The organism is Sphingobacterium sp. UBA6317 (genome assembly GCF_002440385.1).
Classification (GTDB): domain Bacteria; phylum Bacteroidota; class Bacteroidia; order Sphingobacteriales; family Sphingobacteriaceae; genus Sphingobacterium; species Sphingobacterium multivorum.
Genome location: NZ_DJTD01000038.1, coordinates 46,773 through 69,616 on the forward strand (window position 1 = coordinate 46,773; position 22,844 = coordinate 69,616).

Sequence of the window (22,844 nt, forward strand, 5' to 3'; positions counted from 1 at the left end):
ATTTTCCCCTTTTTAGTTTTATGATCGAATGGTTAATAGCGATTACATAACCAATCGCGACTTAAAGACGATCTGTTGATCGACAATTTCGGTGTTGTCAATGCGTTCAAATAAAATTTCAGCCGCTTTACGCGCTTGCATTCCCGGAAATTGCTCTATGCGTCCCATTGGTGGATTTTCCATGTATTGCCATAAGGGATAGTTGGCATAACTAATAAAGAAAATATCTTGATTTAAGACAAGCCCCTTTTGTCTGGCCGCTTTCATCAAATCAAGTGTAACAAAGTCATTAAAAGATATAATTGCAGAAGGTCGCTCAGACATCGCAAATATACTATCCATAGCCTTTTCATTTCCTTCCGTACTCAGGTCTGTTTCGATGATATTCTTTTCTAAAATATCCATCCCATTCCTTTTCATGGCGGATAGATAAGCTACTTTTCGATCTTCACTAGCTGGCAAGGTTTTTGGCCCATTTACAAGCGCAATAACTTTATGTCCACGCGCGACAAAAGCATCCACAGCTTCGTTCATACCCGTAGAAAGATCGCTTTGTACTTTATTGATATTGGGTAAGCTAGGCACACAGTCAAAGAAGACAATCGGGATACCAGACGCTTCCAATTTTTCAATAAACTCCAAATTGGTCGTCTTCTTCCCTATAGACATCAAAATCCCATCGACACGATGGTTTTTAAATGTTTTCAAGATCTGTTCTTCTCGATCAGGATCGTCCAATGATTGTCCCATCAAAACAGTATATCGGTGTTCTGACGCAACATTTTCAATTTCACTGATCGCAAAAGAAAAAAATGGTTCAGACAAACTCGGTAAGATAACAGCAATCGTAAAAGTTTTACGCTGCTTGAAGAATATAGCCGTTTGATTGGGTTCATAATTCAATTCTTCGGCCATTTTTTTTACGCGCATTGTTGTTACCAATCCAATACTAGGATGATCATTCAATGCTCTAGAAACCGTCGAAGGACTGATTTTCAGCTTCTTGGCAATTTCTTTAATCGTGGCAGGCTTGTTCACTTTATTCATAAATCCAAGGGCTTTATATAAAAATAGGGCTTTTATATCCCTAATCATAATTTTTTCTCAACAATATCGAAAACGACTTTAATAACAATTATTGTTGGTAGATTCAACAAAGATACTGACTGTAAAGTTAGTCTACAAATTGAATTGCGGTCGTGTCTACCGTAAACTCATCGGCGAGGAACTCCAATGGATCAATTCCCCTAAAAACAAGTTCATCCTTAAAGTAAACTTTTATATCATCCCCATATTCACCCCAATCCACAAATTTGACTTTATTGAGTTGTTCTAGCGGATTTCCTTTCGTCAAAATACAAACATGTTTATCTGCGGCTTTTAACTGCCTAAACAGCGTATGAATATGATCAAACAAATGTAACCGTAGCGGCAAAATTGCATTGACATGAAGCCGCTCAAAATTCTCCTTATATTTTTGATCAAATCCAAAAGTTTGCTGCGCATGTTCGAACAATAAATTCTCACCTTGATGCTCGAGGTGATTTTTCATAAATTGAACCAAATCTGCTTGAGCCGGAACAGTCTCTGTAAATTCTATAAAATTAGCAAAAAGATAATATACTTGAAGTAAGTAATCCTTTTTAGGAAAAACAACGTCATCTAATTCAAAAACATATACCTTTTTTTCTTCTGGGAACATCATGATATGTAAAAGCTTAAAATTAAGGGCTGTGTCGACAGGGTTAAAACCTGAATAACACTAACCACAAAAATAAGATTCTATTTGGATACACAGATTAATGCTAAATCCTCCCCGGAATCCGAAGCAACAAACAATCCATCCAGTGATCTTTCGAAAGTCGCTGAGTCCAATAAATCGTTGCCCTTTGACAGAAGTCTATAAGGCAAATCAGCTGGTGGATTTTCCATAACAGGAATAGCTTCAAGCAGATCCTTATCGGGGACAAGAACTGAAATCTGATATTCCTCAAATAAAACTTTGGCTGCAGCCAAGGGTTCCAGTTCAAAACCACCTAAAGGCAGCACATAATCAACCTGTTGGTCTAAGCTTAATTTGAGTACCTCGTGTGCAAAAGTTGGAAGAAGGCCTTTCGGAATTCTGGCATATTTCCCCGATGCTAAAAGCAATTCGGGAATATCTTCTGAACTTGCATATACTATTTCGAAATCAGCACCAAGTCTTTTCGCGATACGCATCGCCAAAGGTCTGGTTCCGAAAGTTATGAGTATTTTCTTCATTAAAAATATAGTTATAATCCGGATTACTGTTACACGACTAACCCATCGCGCATATGAATCGTTCGATCCGAAATTCGGGCAAGTTCCTCATTATGGGTAACGATAATAAATGTCTGCTGAAATTTATGTCTAAGATCAAAAAACAATTGATGTAAAGCGGCAGCATTCTCCGAATCGAGATTACCCGAAGGTTCATCTGCCAAAATAATGGAAGGATCATTGATCAGAGCACGAGCCACAGAAACACGTTGTTGTTCTCCGCCAGACATTTCAGCAGGCTTGTGATCAATACGATGAGAAACCCCTAATAGTTCAAGCAATTCTCTTGCTTTAGCTTCCGCCTCGGACCTCCCCTTTCCTTGAATAAAAGCTGGAATACACACGTTTTCCAAGGCTGTAAATTCAGGCAGCAAATGGTGAAATTGAAAAACAAAACCAATATGTTCATTTCGGAAAGCACTGAGCTTTTTAGCATTCAATTTTTGAACATCAACACCATTGATGAAAACCGCTCCCTGATCAGGCTTATCCAAGGTACCAATGATGTGCAACAGTGTACTTTTACCAGCTCCTGAAGCACCAACAATACTGACGATTTCCCCTTTTTCAACAGCGATATCAACACCTTTCAAAATTGGTAATGACCCATAAGCTTTGTGAATTCCTTTGGCATGTAACATCATAGGACAAAGATAAATAAATTTACGATACCACGAGTTTGAATAAATAAGCTGTTATTTCTCTATTCCAGCCATTTTATTTTGTCTAAATGTCAAAAAATAGATAAAAGAGCAACTTATCCCTTGTCTTATCCCCCAAAAAATTATATTTTTACGCCAAATATTTTTGCAAATGAACATTCACGAATATCAAGGAAAGCAAATACTAAAGAGCTTTGGTGTGCGCGTACAGGAAGGTATCGTAGCAGATACTCCAGAGCAAGCTGTGGAAGCGGCCAAAAAAATGAAAGAAGACTACAATTCTGATTGGGTTGTTGTTAAAGCTCAAATTCACGCTGGTGGCCGTGGTAAAGGTGGTGGTGTCAAGTTAGCTAAGAACTTAGATGAAGTCAAACAAAGAGCAACTGACATCATTGGCATGCAATTGGTAACGCCTCAAACTGGACCTGAAGGTAAAAAAGTAAACAAAGTTTTGGTAGCTCAAGACGTTTATTATCCTGGCGAGAGCGAAACAAAAGAATTCTACATGTCTGTATTATTAGACCGTGCTAAGGGACGTAACATCGTTATGTACTCTACAGAAGGTGGTATGGACATCGAAGAAGTTGCAGAAAAAACACCACACTTGATTTTCAAAGAAGAAATCGATCCAAAAGTAGGCTTACAAGGATTCCAAGCACGTAAAATTGCTTTTAATCTTGGTCTTTCTGGTGCTGCACACAAAGAAATGGTGAAATTTGTTGCCGCTCTTTACAAAGCATACGATTCTACAGACTCTTCTATGTTTGAGATCAATCCGGTATTAAAAACTTCAGACGACAAGATCTTAGCAGTTGATGCGAAAGTAAATCTTGATGAGAACGCTTTGTACCGTCACCCAGATTACGCTGCTATGCGTGACGTAACTGAGGAAGATCCAACGGAAGTTGAAGCTGGTGAATCAAACCTAAACTACGTTAAATTAGATGGTAACGTAGGTTGTATGGTAAATGGTGCTGGTTTAGCAATGGCTACAATGGATATCATCAAATTAGCTGGTGGTGAACCTGCAAATTTCTTGGACGTAGGTGGTACTGCAAATGCTGAAACTGTAAAAGCTGGTTTCAATATCATTTTAAAAGACCCTAACGTAAAAGCGATCTTAATTAATATCTTCGGTGGTATTGTTCGTTGTGACCGTGTTGCTCAAGGTGTAATTGATGCTTACAGCGAAATCGGTAACATCCCTGTTCCAATCATCGTTCGCCTTCAAGGTACGAATGCTGAAGAAGCGAAAAAATTAATTGATGAGTCCGGTTTACAAGTTTATTCTGCAATCTTATTGAAAGAAGCTGCTGAATTGGTAACGAAAGTATTGAAAGGTTAATTCCTTTAATCATCATAACAAAAAACGCGGACTAGTTATAGTCCGCGTTTTTTGTTTCTACTCTTCCTATCGTTCGCCACACAGACAAAAAGTTCTCTTAGCAAACCTATATTCCGTAGCAAAACGAGCTGTGTGCCATTTCCCAATCTTGGAGTTTTCACCTGTCTTTATTTCAACATATATTTTCCTTGTGCAGGTTAACGAACCATCTTTAAGTGAATTAAATCAACATTTATAACCAATAAACCAACAGAATAGCTTATTTTTGTATTGCTTTTTTAACAAAGCATCTTTTACAAGTCAATCTCCAAAAATTAAGATGGAACACACAAGAATAAAGGAACTATTGAATGCCACAGAATTTGGCAAAGAGGTCGTTGTTAAAGGTTGGGTAAGAACTTTCCGCAACAATCAGTTTATAGCAATCAATGACGGTTCGTCAATCAATAATATTCAAGCAGTTGTCGATTTTGAAAATACACCTGAAGATATCTTAAAACGTATCACCACTGGAGCCGCAGTTCGCGTAAAAGGTCAATTGATAGAATCACTGGGTAAAGGGCAAAAAGTTGAGGTTAAAGCTACTGAAGTTAGTATTATTGGCGACTCTGACCCCGAAAAATATCCATTACAACCCAAAAAGCATAGCTTAGAATTTTTACGTGAAATTGCACATTTGCGTTTCCGTACCGGAACATTCAATGCGGTATTCAAAGTGCGTAATGCTTTAGCATTTGCGGTACACAAGTTTTTTCAGGAAAACGACTTTGTCTACATGCATACACCAATCATCACAGGTTCGGATGCGGAAGGTGCTGGAGAAATGTTTCAGGTTACAACCCTGGATTTAAAAAACCCGCCACGCAAAGAAAATGGAGATATCGATTTCAAAGAAGACTTCTTTGGAAAACCGACGAACCTTACTGTATCGGGCCAATTGGAAGGTGAGCTTGGTGCCATGGCATTTGGAAACATCTATACGTTCGGTCCGACATTTAGAGCGGAAAACTCAAATACAACACGTCACTTAGCCGAATTTTGGATGATCGAACCTGAAATGGCTTTCTATGAATTAGAGGACAATATGGACTTGGCCGAAGCTTTGCTGAAATATGTGATTAAATATGCTTTGGAAACCTGTCCAGAAGAAATTGAGTTCTTAACCAATCGTTTGTTGGAAGAAGAGAAATCTAAGCCTGCTGCAGAACGTTCAGAATTAAATCTTGTTGAGAAATTAAACTTCGTATTAACAAACGATTTTGAACGCGTTACCTATACCGATGCCGTTGAAATATTAAAGCGTAGCAAACCAAACCAAAAGAAACAATTCAAATATTTAATTGATGATTGGGGTGCTGATTTACAATCGGAACACGAACGCTACTTGGTTGAAAAACACTTCAAGAAACCTGTTATCTTAACAGACTATCCGCGCGAAATCAAGTCCTTCTATATGAAGCAAAATGAGCCGGATGCGCAAGGAAGAAACACCGTACGTGCCATGGATATTCTTTTCCCAGGTATTGGTGAAATGGTCGGTGGTTCGCAGCGTGAAGAAAATCTTGATCGCTTACTCGATCGCATGGCTGAAGTTGGTATTCCTGCAGAAGAAATGGAGTGGTTCTTGGATACACGCCGTTTTGGATCGGTACCGCATTCAGGATTTGGCGTAGGTTTTGAACGCCTCGTTTTATTCACGACAGGAATGACCAATATTCGCGACGTCATTCCATTCCCACGTACGCCGAAAAACGCAGAATTTTAATATAAAGAACAACAGCCAAAACAAAATATTTTGGCTGTTGTTCTTTTAGATATAGCGTATCTGAATGCAGATAATAACCATTGCCCTATTGACATCCTACAACAGCGGCTAAGATTAAACCTAATTCAGGTACTTAACAAAAATAGAAAATGCTTATTAAGATATATAACGACAATCCTAACCCTAAGGCAATAGAACAGGCGGTTGATATTCTACGGCGTGGAGGTGTAATCATCTACCCTACTGATACCGTATATGGTATCGGCTGTGATATCACGCAACAAAAAGCCATAGAACGAGTATGTGAAATTAGAGGTCTAAAACCAGAAAAGGCCAATCTATCATTTATATGCTATGATTTAACAGATATTTCGCAATACACAAAATCCTTCGATACCTCCGTATTCCGTGTATTAAAAAAAGCCTTGCCTGGACCTTTTACCTTTATTTTTAACGCAACAACTAAAGTCCCTAAGCTACTAAGTTCCAAAAAGAAGACTGTGGGTATACGTGTGCCAGACAATAATATTGTTCGTGAAATTGTCAAACAATTAGGCAACCCTATTGTGACAACCTCCATTCACGATGAAGATGAAATTATTGAATATTCTACTGATCCCGAATTAATTCATGAAAAATACGAAGATCTAGTTGATGCTGTTATTGATGGCGGTTATGGCGATAATGTCGCATCTACCGTGGTCGATCTTACAGAAGGAACTTTTGATGTTATTCGTGAAGGAAAAGGTGATTTGGAGCAATTCCTATAAAATCAACTTTCAATAGATACTCCCCTTATTAACTATTTGCAAAATTCCCAACAACAGCATTGTTGGTAATTTGTGTATAAACTACCCCCATCAACATACTTATCAACAAAACAGGCTACTTATTAACACAAGAAATGTTAATAAGTAGCCTGCCGACCTATATACATTAACATAAAATGTGCATAAGTACTCCTTTATCAACACTTAATTGTTAATAACGCAAACCAAAAGGATTCAAAAAAACAACAAAATGTGTAAAACTAAGGGGTTATACACATAAAAATGTGCATAAGATAACATTCATCGACAAATTTGTTAAATATCGTGTTTATAAATAAACTATACTAACAGATCCCTGTGGAAAGTTAAGAACGATACGCTACCCGTCTTTTTATCGCTATATTGAAAAGTTCAAATCCGCGCTTTGTTTCTATCAGTAGTTTTCCCAGAAAAGGAACCAACAATCCAGAAAACAATTCACCTTGGACAAATCTAACTTGCGTAGCGCCCACTTGCTCTAACCTAAAATAATGCTCGCCATCAAAAATACCTGGAAAGAATAAATCTCCTTTCCAGCGCAGCTCGCTATTCTGTTCAATAGACAGGAATTTTGGATTCATTTTGATCTTGAATCCGTTTGGTTGTTCTAAAAGGACTTTGCAGCGTTTTCCGACTACCGGTTGCTTTTCAAACTGTTTGATTGTTGGGCTCCATTGGGAATAAGCCTTAAATTCACTTAATACCTGCCAAACCTCTTCTGCTGTTGCATCAATGAGAATACTCGTTTCAATCTTTTTCATTTTGTACTTTTTATCGCTGAAACGACAAAATAGCTCAAGCTTCTTCAGCTGTCTTCAAATAACGATAAAACGTATGTGATGCTATTCTAGTTTCATCTTAATTTCAATTATTACAGCTACAAACAAACTATTCCAAGCTTATTATGAACCGTATAAATACATAAAATTTTGGTTACGTGTTCGATTAAGCAAGTTGTTCGTTAACAGCTACAAGACAAAACTAGAAAAAGACAGGCAGCTCGCTCTTGACTTTTATCAAGAACTTATTTTTGTTCGAATACGACTCAAGGTTTCTGGGCTCATACCCAACACGGAGGCGATATATTGAAGGGGAACTTGTTGGAATAATAATTTATGTTGTTCAAAGTATTGGACATACCTTTCTTCCGCTGTTAGACAAATAAAATCCGAGATTCGCTGCTCCATGGTACAAAAGCATTTTGCCAAAAAAGCCTTCTCAAATTTATTCCATTCCACAATTTCGGATTCCATTCGCTGGTAATCGGACTTTGACAAACGGTATACCGTACAATCGCTAATGCATTGGAAATTCCATATGGAAGCCCTGTCAAACATGAAAGAAGCAAGATCTGTCACAAAATGATTCCTTGTACCTATCCATTGCGTAAACTCTCCTTTTTTTGACCAAGCATATTGACGGATTAATCCGGATTCTATCACAAACAGATTGGAAGAGTAATCGCCCGCCTTGATCAGATATTCACCTCGTTTTAATTCAATACGCTCGAAGTTTGAGAAAAGTTTTAAGGCACTAGCCTCAGAAATAGGAAAAAAATCTTGAAAGAGTTGATCTAACATGAAAGGAGGTTTTATAAAATCACGACTTCTTCAATAATGACGTGACCTACATATTCATTTACCCTTCCTAGAATTTGTCTTCGCATAAGCGCCAATTCATTCTTAATCACAGCAGACTCCACACGTACGAACAGTTTTTTATCACGAACATATAGCTGCTGTGTGCGATTAGCGATAGCTTTACCAATCAATTGAGGCCAAACAGATGCGATCGAAGTTTCATCAAATTTTCTTCGTAGTTTATAAGCCTCAAGAAGACGCTCAACCCCCTCCTTAATTGTCATATCGTCGCTTGATCGAATGAATTCCAGGCTTTTTTTAGTTTGCTTCTTATACATTGACTTGTCCTCCTTCAATATCAAATATACGAACAGGTCGGCTGATTTCGTCAAAGATTCGCTGAATTCTCACGGAATCCGTATCTGTCAGGAAAATCTGTCCAAAATCATCTTCTGAAACCATTTGCATCAATTTATGTGTACGGCGATCATCAAGTTTATCAAAGATGTCATCCAAAAGAAGTAGGGGCTTAAAACCCTTTTTCTGCTGGAGATAAGAATATTGTGCAAGCTTCAGGGCAATTAGAAAAGATTTTTGTTGGCCCTGAGAACCAAACTTCTTTAAAGGCATTCCACCGTGAATGGTAAAGATCAGATCATCTTTATGTATTCCTTGCGTTGTGCGTTCCAGCATACGGTCACGTTCCAAATTCTTCTCCAAAATATTTAGAAAAGAATCTGTCATTAAAGGCGATTCATATTGTAATTGAACAGACTCTGCATCCTCGGTGAGGAACTGATAGTGTCGGTCAAACTCCGGCTGAAACTCCTCCATAAAAGACCTTCTTTTTTGAAAAATAATATTTCCAACTTCTTCAAGTTGAAAATTGAGAATTTCGATTAGGCCAAGATCCAATACACTGGTTTGACGTGCTTGTTTAAGGAGACTGTTACGTTGGGCTAAAAACTTATTATAAATAATCAGGGTATCTAAATATTTATTATCTGTTTGGGAAATCACATTATCCACAAACTTTCTACGCTCTTCACTCCCATCTGTAACGATGATGCTATCGTTTGGGGATACCATGACCAAAGGAAATAAGCCGATATGATCAGCCAGTCGCGGGTAATCCTTCTTATTTTTTTTAAATTGTTTTTTCTGATTTTTTTTTAGGCTACAAGAAATGAAATCACTAATGGATTCTTTATCAAATTCACCCTGTACCATAAACCAATCATTTCCTGATTTGATATGCTGCGAATCAATTGGATTGAAATAACTTTTACAGAGTGATAAATAGTGAATCGCATCCAAAAGATTGGTTTTACCAACACCATTATTCCCTGTAAACGCATTTACCTCGGGGAGAAATTCCAAAGATGATTCCGAGTAATTCTTGAAATTTAGAACAGAAAGTTGCTTCAGCCACATAGCACAAAGATACGCTATTTGGATTGCTAAAAATTATTTTATTTCCTCAAAATCCACAAACTCACCAGCAGTTTCAGTCCCTTTGCGTTCAGGGCTTTCTTTCGGTGGAATGTAATCGACATGTACCTTACCTTCGGGCTGAGACCTTTTACTTTCCTGTTGCCCTTGACCATTAAATTCATAATAAAAGGTACCACCTGATCCTTGGCTACCGTATGCTCCACCCTGCTGCTGCGCTTTTTTCATCAACTTTTCAGCTGCTTTACGCATTGCAAATGGTAAAAATAATCTAAATAAGAATCTTACTACAAAGTAAACAGCGAATGTAATAAGTATAAATTTTAAAAATGCCATAGTTAATTCGTTGCTATTTTATCAAATTTAACCAATAACTCGATAAACTGTTGTCTTTAAAATGTCAGATAAGAATTTATTAACAAATTTTAAGACTTTCCTAATCGCGCTTTTGTTTCCATAATAATTCGATAGAGCTCTTCCTGGCGCTGTGTACCCAACACGTAGGTAAGACCATCTTTATCTGTTAAAAAAACAGCATTTTTGCCTCCAGCGAAGAATTTAATCTTTCCTTTAGTGTGCAGATTATAAACAGGATTATTGAAAAAGAATGTATTATAAGGCGCCTTTTCTATTTTTGTAATGGAGGCAAGATCGATTTTGACGACTCGAGTAGACCATAGTCCACTAATAAGTATATGGTCTTGAAATACTTCCGTACGAAATAATACCATATACATCATGACAATAGATGTGATGATAATCCCTACTCCTACAATAAAGAACAATTGGCTCGATATCAAATGGTCTAAATTCAAATAAAATGCCGTAAAACAAAAAAGTACGAGCACTAAACGCACGCTGATCCAAACACGGTCACGACCTAAATATTGATTTTCCGAATAGAGTACACCTTCTTTCATTTACTTAAGATTTAGCTATTAATTTGGAGACTTCGCACCATTGTCTCTTACTATTTGAACTCCTCATTAGTATCATTTTTGCTGCTATAGATTTTGTATCATTCAGGATCCTTCCATCATTTTTAGCAGCAACAATTTTTCTTGCTAATCAGTTCTGCAAACTAAAGTAAGGACTTTTTTTGTATTGGCGGTAATTTTATAACGATTGTCCATGCGATAATTGGCTACCCAAAGGATATCTCCATTTCCATTCACCACGATCGGGATATTTTCCTTTTCAAATAAGCTGATCTTCTTATTGATAAAAAAATCACTCAACTTCTTGCGCCCTTCCATACCTAAAGGATAGAAGCTATCGCCAACTTTCCATGATCGAATCGTGAGCGGGAAAACTAATACATCATAATCCAGCTTTGCAACCTCACTCGCTTTGACAATAGCTAGATCCGCAGAAACATTGGCATGAAAACAATAGTGTTTCCACTCCACAGTTGAAGTTTCGGAAGTGATTAAAGCCTCATCTGGTGAAATAAATTCCTTTTCACGAATAAAAAGTTCATTTCTATCCAGGAGCATATGGTAGGCATCGGATTGAAAAATACGTCCAGACTCTCTTGACCAAGCTTGTTGAAGATCACTTAGTACCGGCTTTGAGAAATTAAAAGCCGAAAACAACTCATAGAGCAAAGGCAGATTATCTATATAGGGTTCCAGATCTTCCTTCCGAACTCCCCATCCTTCGTCAATAGGGTAAAACAGCTTTCTCCGAATGGGCTCCACAAATTGCTGCAACAGCTGGTAAGATTCCTTAAAATGATTGATATTCTGCTCGAAGACCATCTCAAAATCTGGCTGAAGTTTTTTAAAATGTGGGATGATATCAATCCTTATTTTATTACGTGCATATTTTGTTGAAAAGTTGGATTGATCGTCTCGATAAGCAATCCCATACATATTCACGAAATGTTCAATTTCGCTAGCCTTCAGAAAAAGTAGTGGTCGGATGATGCGCTCTCTGATAGGGAAAATACCCTGGAGGCCTTGGAGACCGGTTCCACGTGAAAGGTTCAGGAGTACCGTTTCGATATGATCGTTCAGATGCTGAGCTACTGCAATTCGGTCGAACTGCAGCTCATGTCGCAATTTCTCAAACCAAGCATAACGAAGTTCCCGTGCCGCCATTTGAATCGAAATCTGATGGTCCTTTGCGTAAGCTTGTGTATCAAAGTGCTTCACGTATATTGGCACATTATTTTCCGCTGCAAATTTTCTGACTAGAGCTTCATCCCCTTCAGATTCCGCCCCCCTTAATTGAAAATTGCAATGTGCAATAGCAATTGTATACCCTGCTTTTGCAAATAAATGTGCCATTAACATCGAGTCCTTCCCCCCACTCACCGTAAGCAATATTTTATCATGAGGCATCAACAAATGCTCCTTTTCAATATAGCCCATTAGTCTTTCCAGCACATTCATATAACAAAGTTACGGTATATTTTGTCCGAATGATAAATTCAAGTCTTAAAATTTGTGAAATCCAGTGAAGTAGCAATTAAAATCCATATTTTTGCCCTTGTGAAACAATACATTTATACACTTATTGTATTTATTTTAACTGGCTTGTCGGTCCAAGCACAGAAACAGGATGAACTAAAGCTTCTTTCATCATCCCATATTATTACTGGAAAAGACGGCAATATCCTCTTTTACCGCCCAGTCTATGAACATGTAGGCTCAACGCTATCATCAGATAGTGGCTATTTACACAAAGACAACATTGGTAGACAATTTTTTGAAGCCTTTGGAAATGTAATCATTACTCAACCCGACGGCACGCAGATATTTTCCAATAAATTACACTATGAAGCGGCCATGCAGCTCGCTACACTTACGGGCGCTGTACGAATGGTCAGCACCAGTGGCTCTATACTGACAACCGATCACCTTGTCTATAATATGCGAAGTAAAATCGGTAATTATTACAGTGGTGGGCGTATTCTATCAGGAAGCGATACAATTACAAGCCAGCGAGCTACTTATTTCGAAAATACAGGGGAATCTTATTTCAATCAAAAAGTTGTGGTCCGATCAACCAATGTAAAAGTCTACACGGACTCCATGAAATATAATGGTAATACTCGCATTACTGATTTCTATGGGCCTACCAATATCAAGGGAAATAAAGGGGAAAACCTGTATACTGAAAAAGGCCGATACCATATGGCAACGGGCCAGGCTTATTTCTCTAAAAACAACCTCTACACAGAAGGGACAAAGTTTCTTAAGGGAGACAGCCTATTCTACGATAGACAAGTGGGAATCGGTAAAGCCGTAAAAAATGTGGTCTTTGTTGATACCTTAGACAAATTTTACGCCTATGGTGGATTTGGTTTGTACAACGGGAGAAACGAATCCATTACGATGACAGACAAACCCCTGATCATTTCGGTTGTCAAAAAAGATTCAACACAAAAAGATTCTGTATCTTCTTTGTCTCCTGTCCAACAAAAATCGGAGAAAGAGCTAAAAAATGAAGCGAAAGAATTGAAGAAGATTGAAAAAGAACAACACAAAGATGACCTCAGATCAAATAAAACTACATCGCAAGTTGCTCTAGAAGAAAAGGAACATCCAGGTAAAAATATCAAAAGCGGCAATAATAAACCACTTAAGGCTGATTCACAGGTAGATTCTGTTTTTATGACAGCCGACACGCTCTTCTCACAGATGATATTTCGCCGGGATTATATTGCAAAAGATTTTAAATTGAATCGTGAAGGTGGGGCTATTGAGGATGATAATGAGGTCGATTATGGTGACCAGGATTCCAGCTCAACAACAGTTGATTCCACAGGTACATTAGAAAACATAAAAGATGACCTTCACAAGGGAATCGACAGTTTGCCTAAAAAAGACAGCGGCAAACCGGTTCTTGAAAAGAGCATTAAAAAAGTACAAGATACACTTACAAATAAGAAACCGATTGCAGCAAAGAAAACACCAGCTATTGTCGGTGACCAAAACAAGATAGAAATTGAAAAAAATCTCAAGGCTGATAGTGTATTGCGTAAAAAAGCGATCATCCCGAAAGGCGGTGAATCCGATAAACTGATGGGAGCAGCTTTAAAAAATGCCCAACAGGGTAAACGGGATTCTCTCGCCCAGGATACGGCCAAAACACGGATTATAAAGGCATACTATAATGCCCGATTATTTAAATCGGACTTGCAAGCCGTAGCAGATTCTATGTATTATGGTATGCAAGATTCCATGTTCAGACTGATGGGAAAACCAATGATGTGGGCCGAAAACTCACAAATATCCGGAGATACCATATTCTTACAGGTAAAGAATCAAAAATTGGACAATTCGCTACTCGTCGGTAACGCTTTCATGGTTAACGCAACAAGTGACTCATTGAAATTCAATCAGATTAAAGGTCGGAAGATTACCAGCTTTTTTACCAATAACCGTATGGAACGTCTGTTTGTTGATGGCAACGCTGAAAATATATTCTACAATATTGATGAAAAGACCAATATAACCACTGAGCTTGTCCATGATCGAAGCAGTCGTTTCAAGATCTTGATGGAAGATAATAAGCTGAAGGAATATGTATCTATTCGGAAAGTCGATGGCAAAGTATATCCTATTGCTGAAGTCACGGCCGACAAGGAGTTTCTTCCGAATTTCACCTGGCGCCCCGAAGATCGACCTAAATCAAAAGATGATTTATTAAATCGAAAAAGGGATCTTTCAAAAGCGTCATTTACGGTTCCGGCGGCACCAGAAGGTGAAGAATCTGGAACAATGAAGTCTATTAAAAAAGGCGATAAAACAACTACCCCTCAAAAGGGTGCCGCCAAGAAAGCTGGTGCTAACGAAACGCTCGAGAAAGAAAAAGAGGTGGACGCTACAAACAATAAATCAAGCGCTGTCACCAAAACAGCTAAGCCATCTGAAATAACGGATAAAGCTAACGTTACAAAAACAAGTGTTAAGACCGCAACTGACAAAGTAGCTGCAAAGTCCGACTCAACAACTAGTAAATCGGCGATAATACCTGCACAAGATAGTACACAGACAAAAGTAAAAGCTAAATAACCGGCCAATACTGAGTCGCACAAAAAAGCAGCGCAAAACAAATTGTTTTGCGCTGCTTTTTTGTATTTAAGTTATCTGCTGATCCTATCAGATGTGCTCATTCCCTACCTCAGATAAATGGAAATTTCTATTTTACAACTCAAATGAGTTCCTTAATATAACCTATTTTGTTTTTAGGTATTCAGCAAGTTTACCGACAGCAATCGCGCGATGGCTTATGCTGTTTTTTTCCAGGGCAGTCATCTCCGCAAAAGTTTTATCATAGCCATTCGGAATAAAAATGGGATCATAACCAAAACCATCAATACCCTTGCGTTCTTCAGTAATTTTCCCCTCGATACTTCCTTCAAAAAAGTGCTGCTGCTCATTCAAATATAATGAAATAACTGTTTTGAATCTCGCTGTACGATTGGGGTTATCGCCTAAATTTTTCAGGACAAGATCAATATTCTTTTCCATATCCCTCGATCCGGAATAACGTGCTGAATAAACTCCCGGTTCACCATTTAATGCGTCTATCTCCAATCCCGAATCATCACCAAAGCAATAAAGGCCATATTTATTAACCAAATAGTCTGTTTTCTGCTGTGCATTTTCCTCAAATGTTATACCTGTTTCTGGAATATCATCCTGACAGTCAATATCGTTTAAACTTTTAATGACAAAAGCATCCCCAACGATCGCTTGGACCTCTTCTAGTTTATGGGCATTATTGGTTGCAAACACTAGTTCTAGCATCTTCTTGAAAATAAAGTAAAATCCAAAAGTAAGAAATACTTACGAAACTATGCTATTTATACCTCCCTCCCGAAAAACCCCAATCCTTAATAAAGAATTACAACACGTATTCAGATCCAGCTTCAAATTACTTCGTAATACACATTTGGTAAGAAAAGAATTTTTAATTTATATTTACGCATTATTAACCCACTAACAAAAATGAAAAGTTTAAATGTTGCAATTAAATTAATGCTACTTGTATTGATGGCTATCCCTGCGGTTTCTATCGCACAAAGCTTAAAAGTTCTATCCGGAAATTTTAATTTTTTACAAGATCAGAAAGAGCTAAATGTTCAATTTGATTATACCCCATTAACGTTTTACAATGAGAAAATCTCAGAGGAAGAATATGTCAAAAGAAGGGTAAAGGAGATTTCCGACAGCAAAGGAAAAATGGAAGGAGAAATCTGGAAATCCGATTGGGAACAATCAAAAGCAAATGATTTTCAGAATAAATTCATCTCTTTACTGAACAGAAATGTGAATATCGAAAGCAGCAAAAATCCAAATGCGAAATATACACTTATTGTGCAATCCATATGGATTTACCCAGGATGGTATGCTGGCGTAATGGCACAGGCTGCCAAAGTGAGTACAGTTCTTAAATTTGTTGAAACAGAAAATCCATCGCATGTATTGCTGGAAATAGATAGTGAAAAAGCTCCTGGAAGTGCTTATGGTGGTGTCGCAAACAACAACGATAGAATGGCAGAAGGTTATGCCAAGACAGGTAAATCGCTAGGAAAATTAATCGCAAAGAAGATTAAATAGTACATGTTACATGCGGGCGTGAGCTACGGCTTGCCCCCGTTTGATTTGCTTAGTTTTAAAATAACTTCTGGAGATTAAATATCTTATTTATGAAAAGAGTCTTATTACAATTATTATGTTTATTGCTGTTTGGAATTAGCAAGGCCAACGCCCAATATTATTTGGACGAAACCGGAAATCATACAACAGATATGAACAAAGCCTATTATTCAAGAAAAGTTACTCCCGAATTTAAAGATGGTAAACAGCAATATATTGTTTTGGAAAAATTTGTGAGTAATGATAAAGTCAAAACAAGCGGAATATCGTTGTCCGGTAAGGTACCCTATAATTATATCGGGCATAAAGAGACCTACTACCCAGATGGCATGCCTAAAAGCAAAGAAACATTTAATGCTAAAGGATATTTGATCGATACGGCTTACTATTATTATCCATCTGGAAAAATCCACTTAATAACACTTAATAATGGAACCAATAACATAACTTGGCAATATAATAGTACCACACAATATCTAGCCTATTTTGATTCTTTGGGAATAAGAAAAATTGAAAATGGGAATGGGATTATACATTTTAAAACCGGATTTAAAAATGATTTTGAAGAAGGCCCTTTAGTTAATAACAAGCGTGAAGGTGAATGGCAAGGAAAGAGTACTGATATTATCCCACATACATTCAAAGAATACTATAAAGATGATAATCTGTTATATGGCGAAATGACCAAAAACGATGGAACTATATCACGTTACGATTCTACGAATTATAATATTGACCCGACCTATTCTGAAGGAATAGGGAAGTTAATGCAATTTATCTCAAATAATTATAATTGTCCATCAAAAGCTTTAAAAGCTGGTGCAAGTGGCACAATACTTATTGGCTTTTTTATTGAAAAGGATGGTAGTTTATCTGATTTTAGGATCTTTCAGGACCTCGGATTTGGCACTGGAGATGCAGGAATAGCTGTCATCAAAAAATCGAAGAAATGGATCCCAAGGGTATATAAAGGCGAATCCGTTCGTGTTGCTTACATGTTACCTATTCGGCTTAACCTGCAGAAAGATTGAAGAACCGTCGCAAAAGTTGGAAGTTAATCCCATTTACAAATTATGATACGATAAAAGTTTTAAATTCATTCCAGAACAGCTTCTTTTTATTCACATCAACAAACATCTCTTCAAAACTGAACGTATTAAAAACCGTCGCAATACGGCCTTTCATGTAGGAATTATGTTCAATAAATGGAAGTTTCAAAGACGCGGGTTCCACACCCAACAATATAATCTTAGTCGGTTGGAAAAACTGCATAATACGCTTAAAATCATTCGGGTTATGGGGATTTGCCAAATTGAGTACCGCAACGGTCTCTTTCGTCAATTTCAAAGCACCAATTGTTTTTTCAAAAGCGCCCAATGCGGCTGGAGAAAAATAGGGGTATTGCTCGTAACGCAAAATAAAGAGTATTCCCTGATCCTTATTTCCTTGATATATAAATTCACCACCCAATACCTCCAGATGATTAACAGTATCGCCGTCCCTGCCGGACTCAATAGCTACAGCGGCTTTCTCTGCACCTAAGCCCACCGCCACATACGAGGTATCCTTCATTTCCGATGATGCTTGTACAACAGCTGCTTGCGCATGAGCACTATTCTCCTCCTGTAAAGGATGTGTAGACAGATCGGCTTGAAAATCAAAACCATTACCAAAGATTGTTTCATCCATTAAGGTCTGAAGTGCAACGGGGTTATCTGTTGTAAGATTGCTCATCGGAAAAAGAAATATTAGACAGTAAAGATAAAGAAGAAAAAGGAGCGAAGAATCGCTCCTTTCTGTATGTCAAAAAGATTAATGACCTAAGATATACGAGAAGATTAATGGCGCAACGATCGTCGCATCAGATTCTACGATAAATTTAGGTGTATCAATATCTAATTTCCCCCAAGTGATTTTCTCGTTTGGAACAGCACCAGAGTAAGAACCGTACGAAGTTGTTGAATCTGAAATTTGACAGAAATAAGCCCAGAAAGGTACTTCTTCCCATTCAAGATCTTGATACATCATCGGAACTACACAGATTGGGAAGTCACCAGAAATACCACCTGCGATTTGGAAAAATCCAACACCTTTACCTGCTGAGTTGTTACGGTACCACTCTGTCAAGTAAATCATGTACTCAATACCAGATTTAACAGTACTCGCTTTCAATTTACCTTTGATCACATTGGAAGCGAAGATATTACCTGTCGTTGAATCTTCCCATCCTGGACATACAATTGGTAAATTTTTCTCCGCAGCAGCAACAATCCAAGAATCTTTTGGGTCGATTTCATAATATTGCTCCAACACACCAGAGTTAACAACCTGATAAAGAAACTCATGTGGTAAGTAACGCTCACCTTTAGCCTCAGCAGCATGCCAAACATCTTCAAGATGTTTCTGCAAACGACGGAAAGCTTCCTCTTCCGGAATACAAGTATCTGTAACACGATTATAGTGATTATCCAATAGCTCTCTTTCTTGCTCAGCTGTCAAATCTCTATAATTCGGGATTCTTTTGTAGTGTGAGTGTGCCACAAGGTTCATCACATCCTCTTCCAAATTAGCACCAGTACAAGAAATAAAGTGTACTTTATCTTGACGGATCATTTCTGCCAAAGAAACACCCAATTCAGCGGTAGACATTGCACCTCCCAAAGAGATCAACATTTTTCCACCATCCAATAGATGTTCCTCGTAACCTTTTGCAGCATCTACTAATGCAGCTGCGTTAAAGTGACGGTAATTATGCTCAATAAATTGAGAAATAGGTCCTTTTTGAGTACTCATGATATTTTCTAACTTTTATAAAATAATAAGTATCGCAAAGGTACTGAATATAATCTATTTTCGTCCCAATAGAGATTCAAAACGCGTATAGACCACATTTTTTTAACAAATGTAAAAAAAATGGTATTCCTAGGCTGCGATTATAAACGTGACGCTTCTCCTTCGATCGAAGCTTAGTATTCGAAGCTTTGATCTATTGCATTGGCTAATTTCTGAACAAAATCAGGTTTCACATTTTTATCAATGGCATTGATGTTATCCAGCTCAAGAAGAAGTGCCGGTATTTTAGCACTACGTAAAACAACATGTTTTGTACTGATCTGAGGCCTATTCACCGATAATCCATTTTGGATTAGATTCTGATCTAGGCTAAATGCAAACCTCTGATTATGCTGTTCCAATATATCGTTGGTGACCCCCGATTGGTACAGAATACGAATAGGAAGCTCTTCTCTTGTTTCTACACGATCAAAATGAATGGAAAGCAATAAATCCCCTTCAAAATTGGAACGCTCCTTCAACAATTTAAATTCATCACCTCCACGCGATAATATCACTTTATAGCCTTTATTTTCCAATTCTTGTTTCAAAAGTAAACAGGTTTCCCAGGTCAATGATTTTTCCATCAATCCAGAATATGCCGTTGCACCAGAATCCTTCCCGCCGTGCCCCGGATCCAGGACAATTGTCTTCGTAGTTCTTTCTTTTCCAAAATAAAAGATAGACCAGGAATGCATTGGTGGATTAATAAAAGAGTAAAATAGCAGTAAAAGGCCTAATAAAGGAACGGTCAGCACGTATTGCCATCTTTTCTTTTTAGAGGAAGGTTTTGCCATCATGGCCTGAACCCGTTCAACCAGCTCATGCCTATTGTTAAATAAACTGCTCTGCAATCCAGCAGGACAGGGCTGTTGTGTTAAAGTCAGTAGAAAACGGGCATAGCGGGTGTTACCATATCGATTGGCCAATACCTCGTCAACCTGATATTCATGCACCAAATACAACTGTCTACGCATCCAATAAACAAATGGATTTAGCCAAAAAAGGCAACGAAAAATTTCTATAAACAATTTATCCCGGCGATGTTTAAAAACAATATGCTGGCTCTCATGTTCAAAAATCAATTTTCCATCTGGTGTATCAAGCTGATCTTCTTCCATAACAATTACATGCTGAACTGAACAATTTGCATAATGTCCAAAGGGAGCAACCATCGTAAATCCTTCAAATTTATACTGACTCAGCTGTCCAATACGACGGCCTAAGCGGATATAGCGTAACGCAAATCGGCATAACAAAACAAAAGATACAAGCAGATAACCATAAGCAATGCCATATCCAATCGAAAAGGAATGCCAGAAAGAATCGACCATTTCTGTTTCAGATACGAGATCACCCGAAGCTCCTATCGAATGAGCAACTGTGTTCGATTGTTCAAAAGCGAGCACTGGACTTGTCGGCGAAAGAAATAGTTCGCCCAAACGTACAGTTCCAAATGGCAGAAGCAGACTCAACAAACATAAACCCAGGATAAAATAACGGTTCCATTGAAAAAATGAAAGCTGTCTGAATACCAGAAAATAAAGAACTGCCCCGATTACCAGACTGCAGTTAACTTCAAATAAATAATAAAGTAAGCTATTCATGATCTTCGTGTTTTTTGATGAGTTGTTCTATTTTCTGAATATCCTTCGCCGAAAGCTTCTTTTCTTTTACCATAAAAGACAGTAAGTTTTCAACCGAATCATCAAAATAATGATCGAGCACTCTTGAGAATGATAACTTTCGGTATTGCATCTTCGAAATCAAAGGATAATATTGATAAGTCTTTCCGAAGGCTCTATAACCTACATACTCTTTCTTTTCCAATATTCTTACAATCGAGGAGATTGTATTATAGGGTATGGAACCACTTGGATCCAGATACTCAATAATATCTTTGACAAAGACCTCTTTGAGCTTCCAGATCACCTGCATGACTTCCTCTTCTTTTTTTGTTAATTCTTCCATAATTTGATACGTTGTTTATGCTAACATAAAGCTATAACTTATTTTTCAGTTTTACAACTGAAAAATAAGTTACAAAACTTAAAAATAAGTTTACAGAAGATATTCAATCAAAAAAAAGAAATTAAAACCTACTTTTTCAATAACTTAGAGAAAAACAAATAGGCCGCTACCAAAAAGATAATGATAATAATCAGGACAATAATCTCTTGTGTCCCTATTCCCCAGTTCATACTATTCATAATTTTTTTTCCAATTTAAATGATCCATTTCTCGCATTGATCTAAAAAAGTTTGGTCTATATCTGCCCCGATTCCAATTTGGTCTGAGATATGTATTTTGTATCCGTCATATTGAATACCACCGATAACAGGATCCTCCAGATGGCCAACCATACATGTGTCCAGATCAAAAAACTTGACATTTGGGGCAGCATACGCGAAATTTACCTTAGCAGCCAAAGCCAAGCGAGATTCCAGCATTCCTCCGATCATACAAGTAATGCCGTATTCCGCAGCAATATGATTAATTTTTAAGGCCTCTTGAATACCTCCTGATTTGGAAAATTTAATATTGATATAATCGCAAGCATCAGCTTTACAGAGACGCTCTGCGTCATGGTGAGAATAAACAGATTCATCCGCCATCACGGGAACAATAGTTTCTGTGCGCAATTGCGGTAAATATTCGTCATCCCAGGTACGCATTGGTTGCTCACAAAATTGTATCTTAAAAGGTTCTAGCCCCTGCAAAGCTTCTATTGCCCCCGCATAAGACCAGCCTTGATTTGCATCCACGCGAATAGGCATTTCGAATCCAACAGCCTTACGTATTTCACGAATACGCGCAATATCCGTTTTTGGCTCCTTCCCCAGTTTAACTTTAAACATGACCGCACCTTCGTCCTGTAAACGCTTTGCCTTCAGCGCCATCTCTTCCGGAGACGCAATTCCTAAAGTGATATCTGTCGTAATTTCTCGTTTCGTTCCCTTTAGAAACTGATAAAGCGGTAGACCAGCATGTTTGGCGGCCAAGTCATACAAGGCCATATCAAAAGCCGATTTGATCGTTTTGTTACCGGCAATATACAAATCCAATTCAGCCAAACGCTCTTCTATGGCCAAAGGATCGCGCCCCTTCCAGATCTTTGCAAAATCTCTAGCCAGAACTAAGCAAGTATCTTGTGTTTCTCCAACGATCATCGGAAAGGCAGAACATTCGCCCACACCATATATATTGGCATCGGTATATATACGTATAAAAGTATTTTGCGCATAGTCCATTGTCCCTGTCGCAATGACAAAAGGTTCCATAGGAATGCTTAGTCGATAAATTTCAATTTCAGTTATTTTCATCTCATTCTCTTTAGTTAAGCCATGTCGATACAGCATAAAAGGATATGCAATACTTTGCCTAATTTATATATATTCTCGCAATCTTGGGATGCTTTTTCCATATCGCACAAAAAAATATTGCCAAATGTTGCATTATTCAGCTACGCATCAAACTGTATTAA

The 22,844-nt window shown here is 37.8% G+C and carries 23 protein-coding genes; 6 read left to right on the forward strand and 17 right to left on the reverse strand.

Annotated elements, in window-relative coordinates; translation table 11 throughout:
* Positions 1–42: 42 nt before the first annotated feature.
* The 4 genes from B3E92_RS11685 to B3E92_RS11700 form a co-directional block, all read right to left on the reverse strand.
* Positions 43–1,047, reverse strand: coding sequence for a LacI family DNA-binding transcriptional regulator (locus B3E92_RS11685; protein WP_286896824.1), 1,005 nt, complete (start codon positions 1,045–1,047; stop codon positions 43–45).
* A 127-nt stretch (positions 1,048–1,174) separates the two neighbouring features.
* Entirely contained in the window at positions 1,175–1,705 is a 531-nt protein-coding gene (locus B3E92_RS11690) for an HAD family hydrolase (protein ID WP_286896827.1), read from the reverse strand.
* A gap of 77 nt (positions 1,706–1,782) precedes the next feature.
* On the reverse strand, positions 1,783–2,262 hold the full coding sequence (locus tag B3E92_RS11695; protein ID WP_286896829.1) for a hypothetical protein: 480 nt from the start codon (positions 2,260–2,262) through the stop codon (positions 1,783–1,785).
* A gap of 29 nt (positions 2,263–2,291) precedes the next feature.
* Positions 2,292–2,942 carry an ABC transporter ATP-binding protein gene (locus B3E92_RS11700; RefSeq protein ID WP_208734186.1) on the reverse strand — a complete coding sequence of 217 codons (651 nt, stop codon included), beginning with the start codon at positions 2,940–2,942 and terminating at the stop codon, positions 2,292–2,294.
* A gap of 172 nt (positions 2,943–3,114) precedes the next feature.
* On the opposite strand from B3E92_RS11700, the gene sucC reads away from it, so the two are divergent.
* From sucC to B3E92_RS11715, 3 genes are all read left to right on the forward strand, one after another.
* A complete protein-coding gene (gene sucC / locus B3E92_RS11705) occupies positions 3,115–4,308 on the forward strand; it encodes an ADP-forming succinate--CoA ligase subunit beta (RefSeq protein ID WP_046674091.1) in 1,194 nt (397 codons plus the stop codon).
* A gap of 319 nt (positions 4,309–4,627) precedes the next feature.
* The gene (gene asnS / locus B3E92_RS11710) at positions 4,628–6,073 is read left to right on the forward strand and encodes an asparagine--tRNA ligase (protein ID WP_088160265.1); all 1,446 of its coding nucleotides are present in this window, start codon (positions 4,628–4,630) and stop codon (positions 6,071–6,073) included.
* Between the two features lie 149 nt (positions 6,074–6,222).
* Positions 6,223–6,843, forward strand: coding sequence for an L-threonylcarbamoyladenylate synthase (locus B3E92_RS11715; protein ID WP_120333498.1), 621 nt, complete (start codon positions 6,223–6,225; stop codon positions 6,841–6,843).
* A 365-nt stretch (positions 6,844–7,208) separates the two neighbouring features.
* Here B3E92_RS11715 and B3E92_RS11720 read toward each other — a convergent pair whose 3' ends face one another.
* The 7 genes from B3E92_RS11720 to tilS form a co-directional block, all read right to left on the reverse strand.
* Positions 7,209–7,643, reverse strand: a complete 435-nt coding sequence (locus tag B3E92_RS11720; RefSeq protein ID WP_145327827.1) for an SRPBCC domain-containing protein — start codon at positions 7,641–7,643, stop codon at positions 7,209–7,211.
* 255 nt (positions 7,644–7,898) lie between these two features.
* A complete protein-coding gene (locus B3E92_RS11725; RefSeq protein WP_286896831.1) occupies positions 7,899–8,462 on the reverse strand; it encodes a Crp/Fnr family transcriptional regulator in 564 nt (187 codons plus the stop codon).
* An 11-nt stretch (positions 8,463–8,473) separates the two neighbouring features.
* Positions 8,474–8,800 carry a DUF721 domain-containing protein gene (locus B3E92_RS11730; protein ID WP_070560660.1) on the reverse strand — a complete coding sequence of 109 codons (327 nt, stop codon included), beginning with the start codon at positions 8,798–8,800 and terminating at the stop codon, positions 8,474–8,476.
* Positions 8,793–9,896 carry a DNA replication/repair protein RecF gene (recF, locus tag B3E92_RS11735; protein ID WP_088160262.1) on the reverse strand — a complete coding sequence of 368 codons (1,104 nt, stop codon included), beginning with the start codon at positions 9,894–9,896 and terminating at the stop codon, positions 8,793–8,795. The genes B3E92_RS11730 and recF overlap by 8 nt, the downstream gene beginning before the upstream one ends.
* A 33-nt stretch (positions 9,897–9,929) precedes the next feature.
* Positions 9,930–10,250, reverse strand: a complete 321-nt coding sequence (locus tag B3E92_RS11740; protein WP_088160261.1) for a DUF4834 family protein — start codon at positions 10,248–10,250, stop codon at positions 9,930–9,932.
* Between the two features lie 89 nt (positions 10,251–10,339).
* Positions 10,340–10,834 carry a hypothetical protein gene (locus B3E92_RS11745; protein WP_088160260.1) on the reverse strand — a complete coding sequence of 165 codons (495 nt, stop codon included), beginning with the start codon at positions 10,832–10,834 and terminating at the stop codon, positions 10,340–10,342.
* A gap of 144 nt (positions 10,835–10,978) precedes the next feature.
* Positions 10,979–12,310, reverse strand: coding sequence for a tRNA lysidine(34) synthetase TilS (gene tilS / locus B3E92_RS11750; protein ID WP_088160259.1), 1,332 nt, complete (start codon positions 12,308–12,310; stop codon positions 10,979–10,981).
* A 99-nt stretch (positions 12,311–12,409) separates the two neighbouring features.
* Between tilS and B3E92_RS11755 the strand changes: the two genes are divergently transcribed.
* The gene (locus B3E92_RS11755) at positions 12,410–14,938 is read left to right on the forward strand and encodes an OstA-like protein (protein WP_232475680.1); all 2,529 of its coding nucleotides are present in this window, start codon (positions 12,410–12,412) and stop codon (positions 14,936–14,938) included.
* Positions 14,939–15,100: 162 nt separating this feature from the next.
* Here B3E92_RS11755 and B3E92_RS11760 read toward each other — a convergent pair whose 3' ends face one another.
* A complete protein-coding gene (locus B3E92_RS11760) occupies positions 15,101–15,676 on the reverse strand; it encodes a non-canonical purine NTP diphosphatase (RefSeq protein WP_088160258.1) in 576 nt (191 codons plus the stop codon).
* A gap of 201 nt (positions 15,677–15,877) precedes the next feature.
* Between B3E92_RS11760 and B3E92_RS11765 the strand changes: the two genes are divergently transcribed.
* Together B3E92_RS11765 and B3E92_RS11770 are read left to right on the forward strand one after the other, a co-directional pair.
* The gene (locus tag B3E92_RS11765) at positions 15,878–16,489 is read left to right on the forward strand and encodes a hypothetical protein (RefSeq protein WP_198386031.1); all 612 of its coding nucleotides are present in this window, start codon (positions 15,878–15,880) and stop codon (positions 16,487–16,489) included.
* Between the two features lie 89 nt (positions 16,490–16,578).
* Positions 16,579–17,559, forward strand: a complete 981-nt coding sequence (locus tag B3E92_RS11770) for an energy transducer TonB (protein ID WP_088160257.1) — start codon at positions 16,579–16,581, stop codon at positions 17,557–17,559.
* A 40-nt stretch (positions 17,560–17,599) separates the two neighbouring features.
* Here the strand turns inward: B3E92_RS11770 and B3E92_RS11775 are convergent, their stop codons facing one another.
* The 5 genes from B3E92_RS11775 to B3E92_RS11795 all read right to left on the reverse strand — a co-directional run bounded on the left by B3E92_RS11775 (position 17,600) and on the right by B3E92_RS11795 (position 22,683).
* A complete protein-coding gene (locus B3E92_RS11775; protein WP_232475679.1) occupies positions 17,600–18,262 on the reverse strand; it encodes a hypothetical protein in 663 nt (220 codons plus the stop codon).
* 78 nt (positions 18,263–18,340) lie between these two features.
* Positions 18,341–19,321 (reverse strand): deoxyhypusine synthase family protein, encoded by a 981-nt coding sequence (locus B3E92_RS11780; RefSeq protein WP_046674101.1) that lies wholly within the window; start codon positions 19,319–19,321, stop codon positions 18,341–18,343.
* A gap of 173 nt (positions 19,322–19,494) precedes the next feature.
* A complete protein-coding gene (locus tag B3E92_RS11785; protein WP_088160256.1) occupies positions 19,495–20,967 on the reverse strand; it encodes a M56/M15 family metallopeptidase in 1,473 nt (490 codons plus the stop codon).
* Positions 20,960–21,331, reverse strand: coding sequence for a BlaI/MecI/CopY family transcriptional regulator (locus B3E92_RS11790; protein ID WP_145327829.1), 372 nt, complete (start codon positions 21,329–21,331; stop codon positions 20,960–20,962). Before B3E92_RS11790 ends, B3E92_RS11785 begins: the two co-directional genes overlap by 8 nt.
* A 254-nt stretch (positions 21,332–21,585) precedes the next feature.
* Complete coding sequence (locus tag B3E92_RS11795) at positions 21,586–22,683, reverse strand: mandelate racemase/muconate lactonizing enzyme family protein (RefSeq protein ID WP_286896836.1); 1,098 nt, start codon at positions 22,681–22,683, stop codon at positions 21,586–21,588.
* Positions 22,684–22,844: the final 161 nt, after the last annotated feature.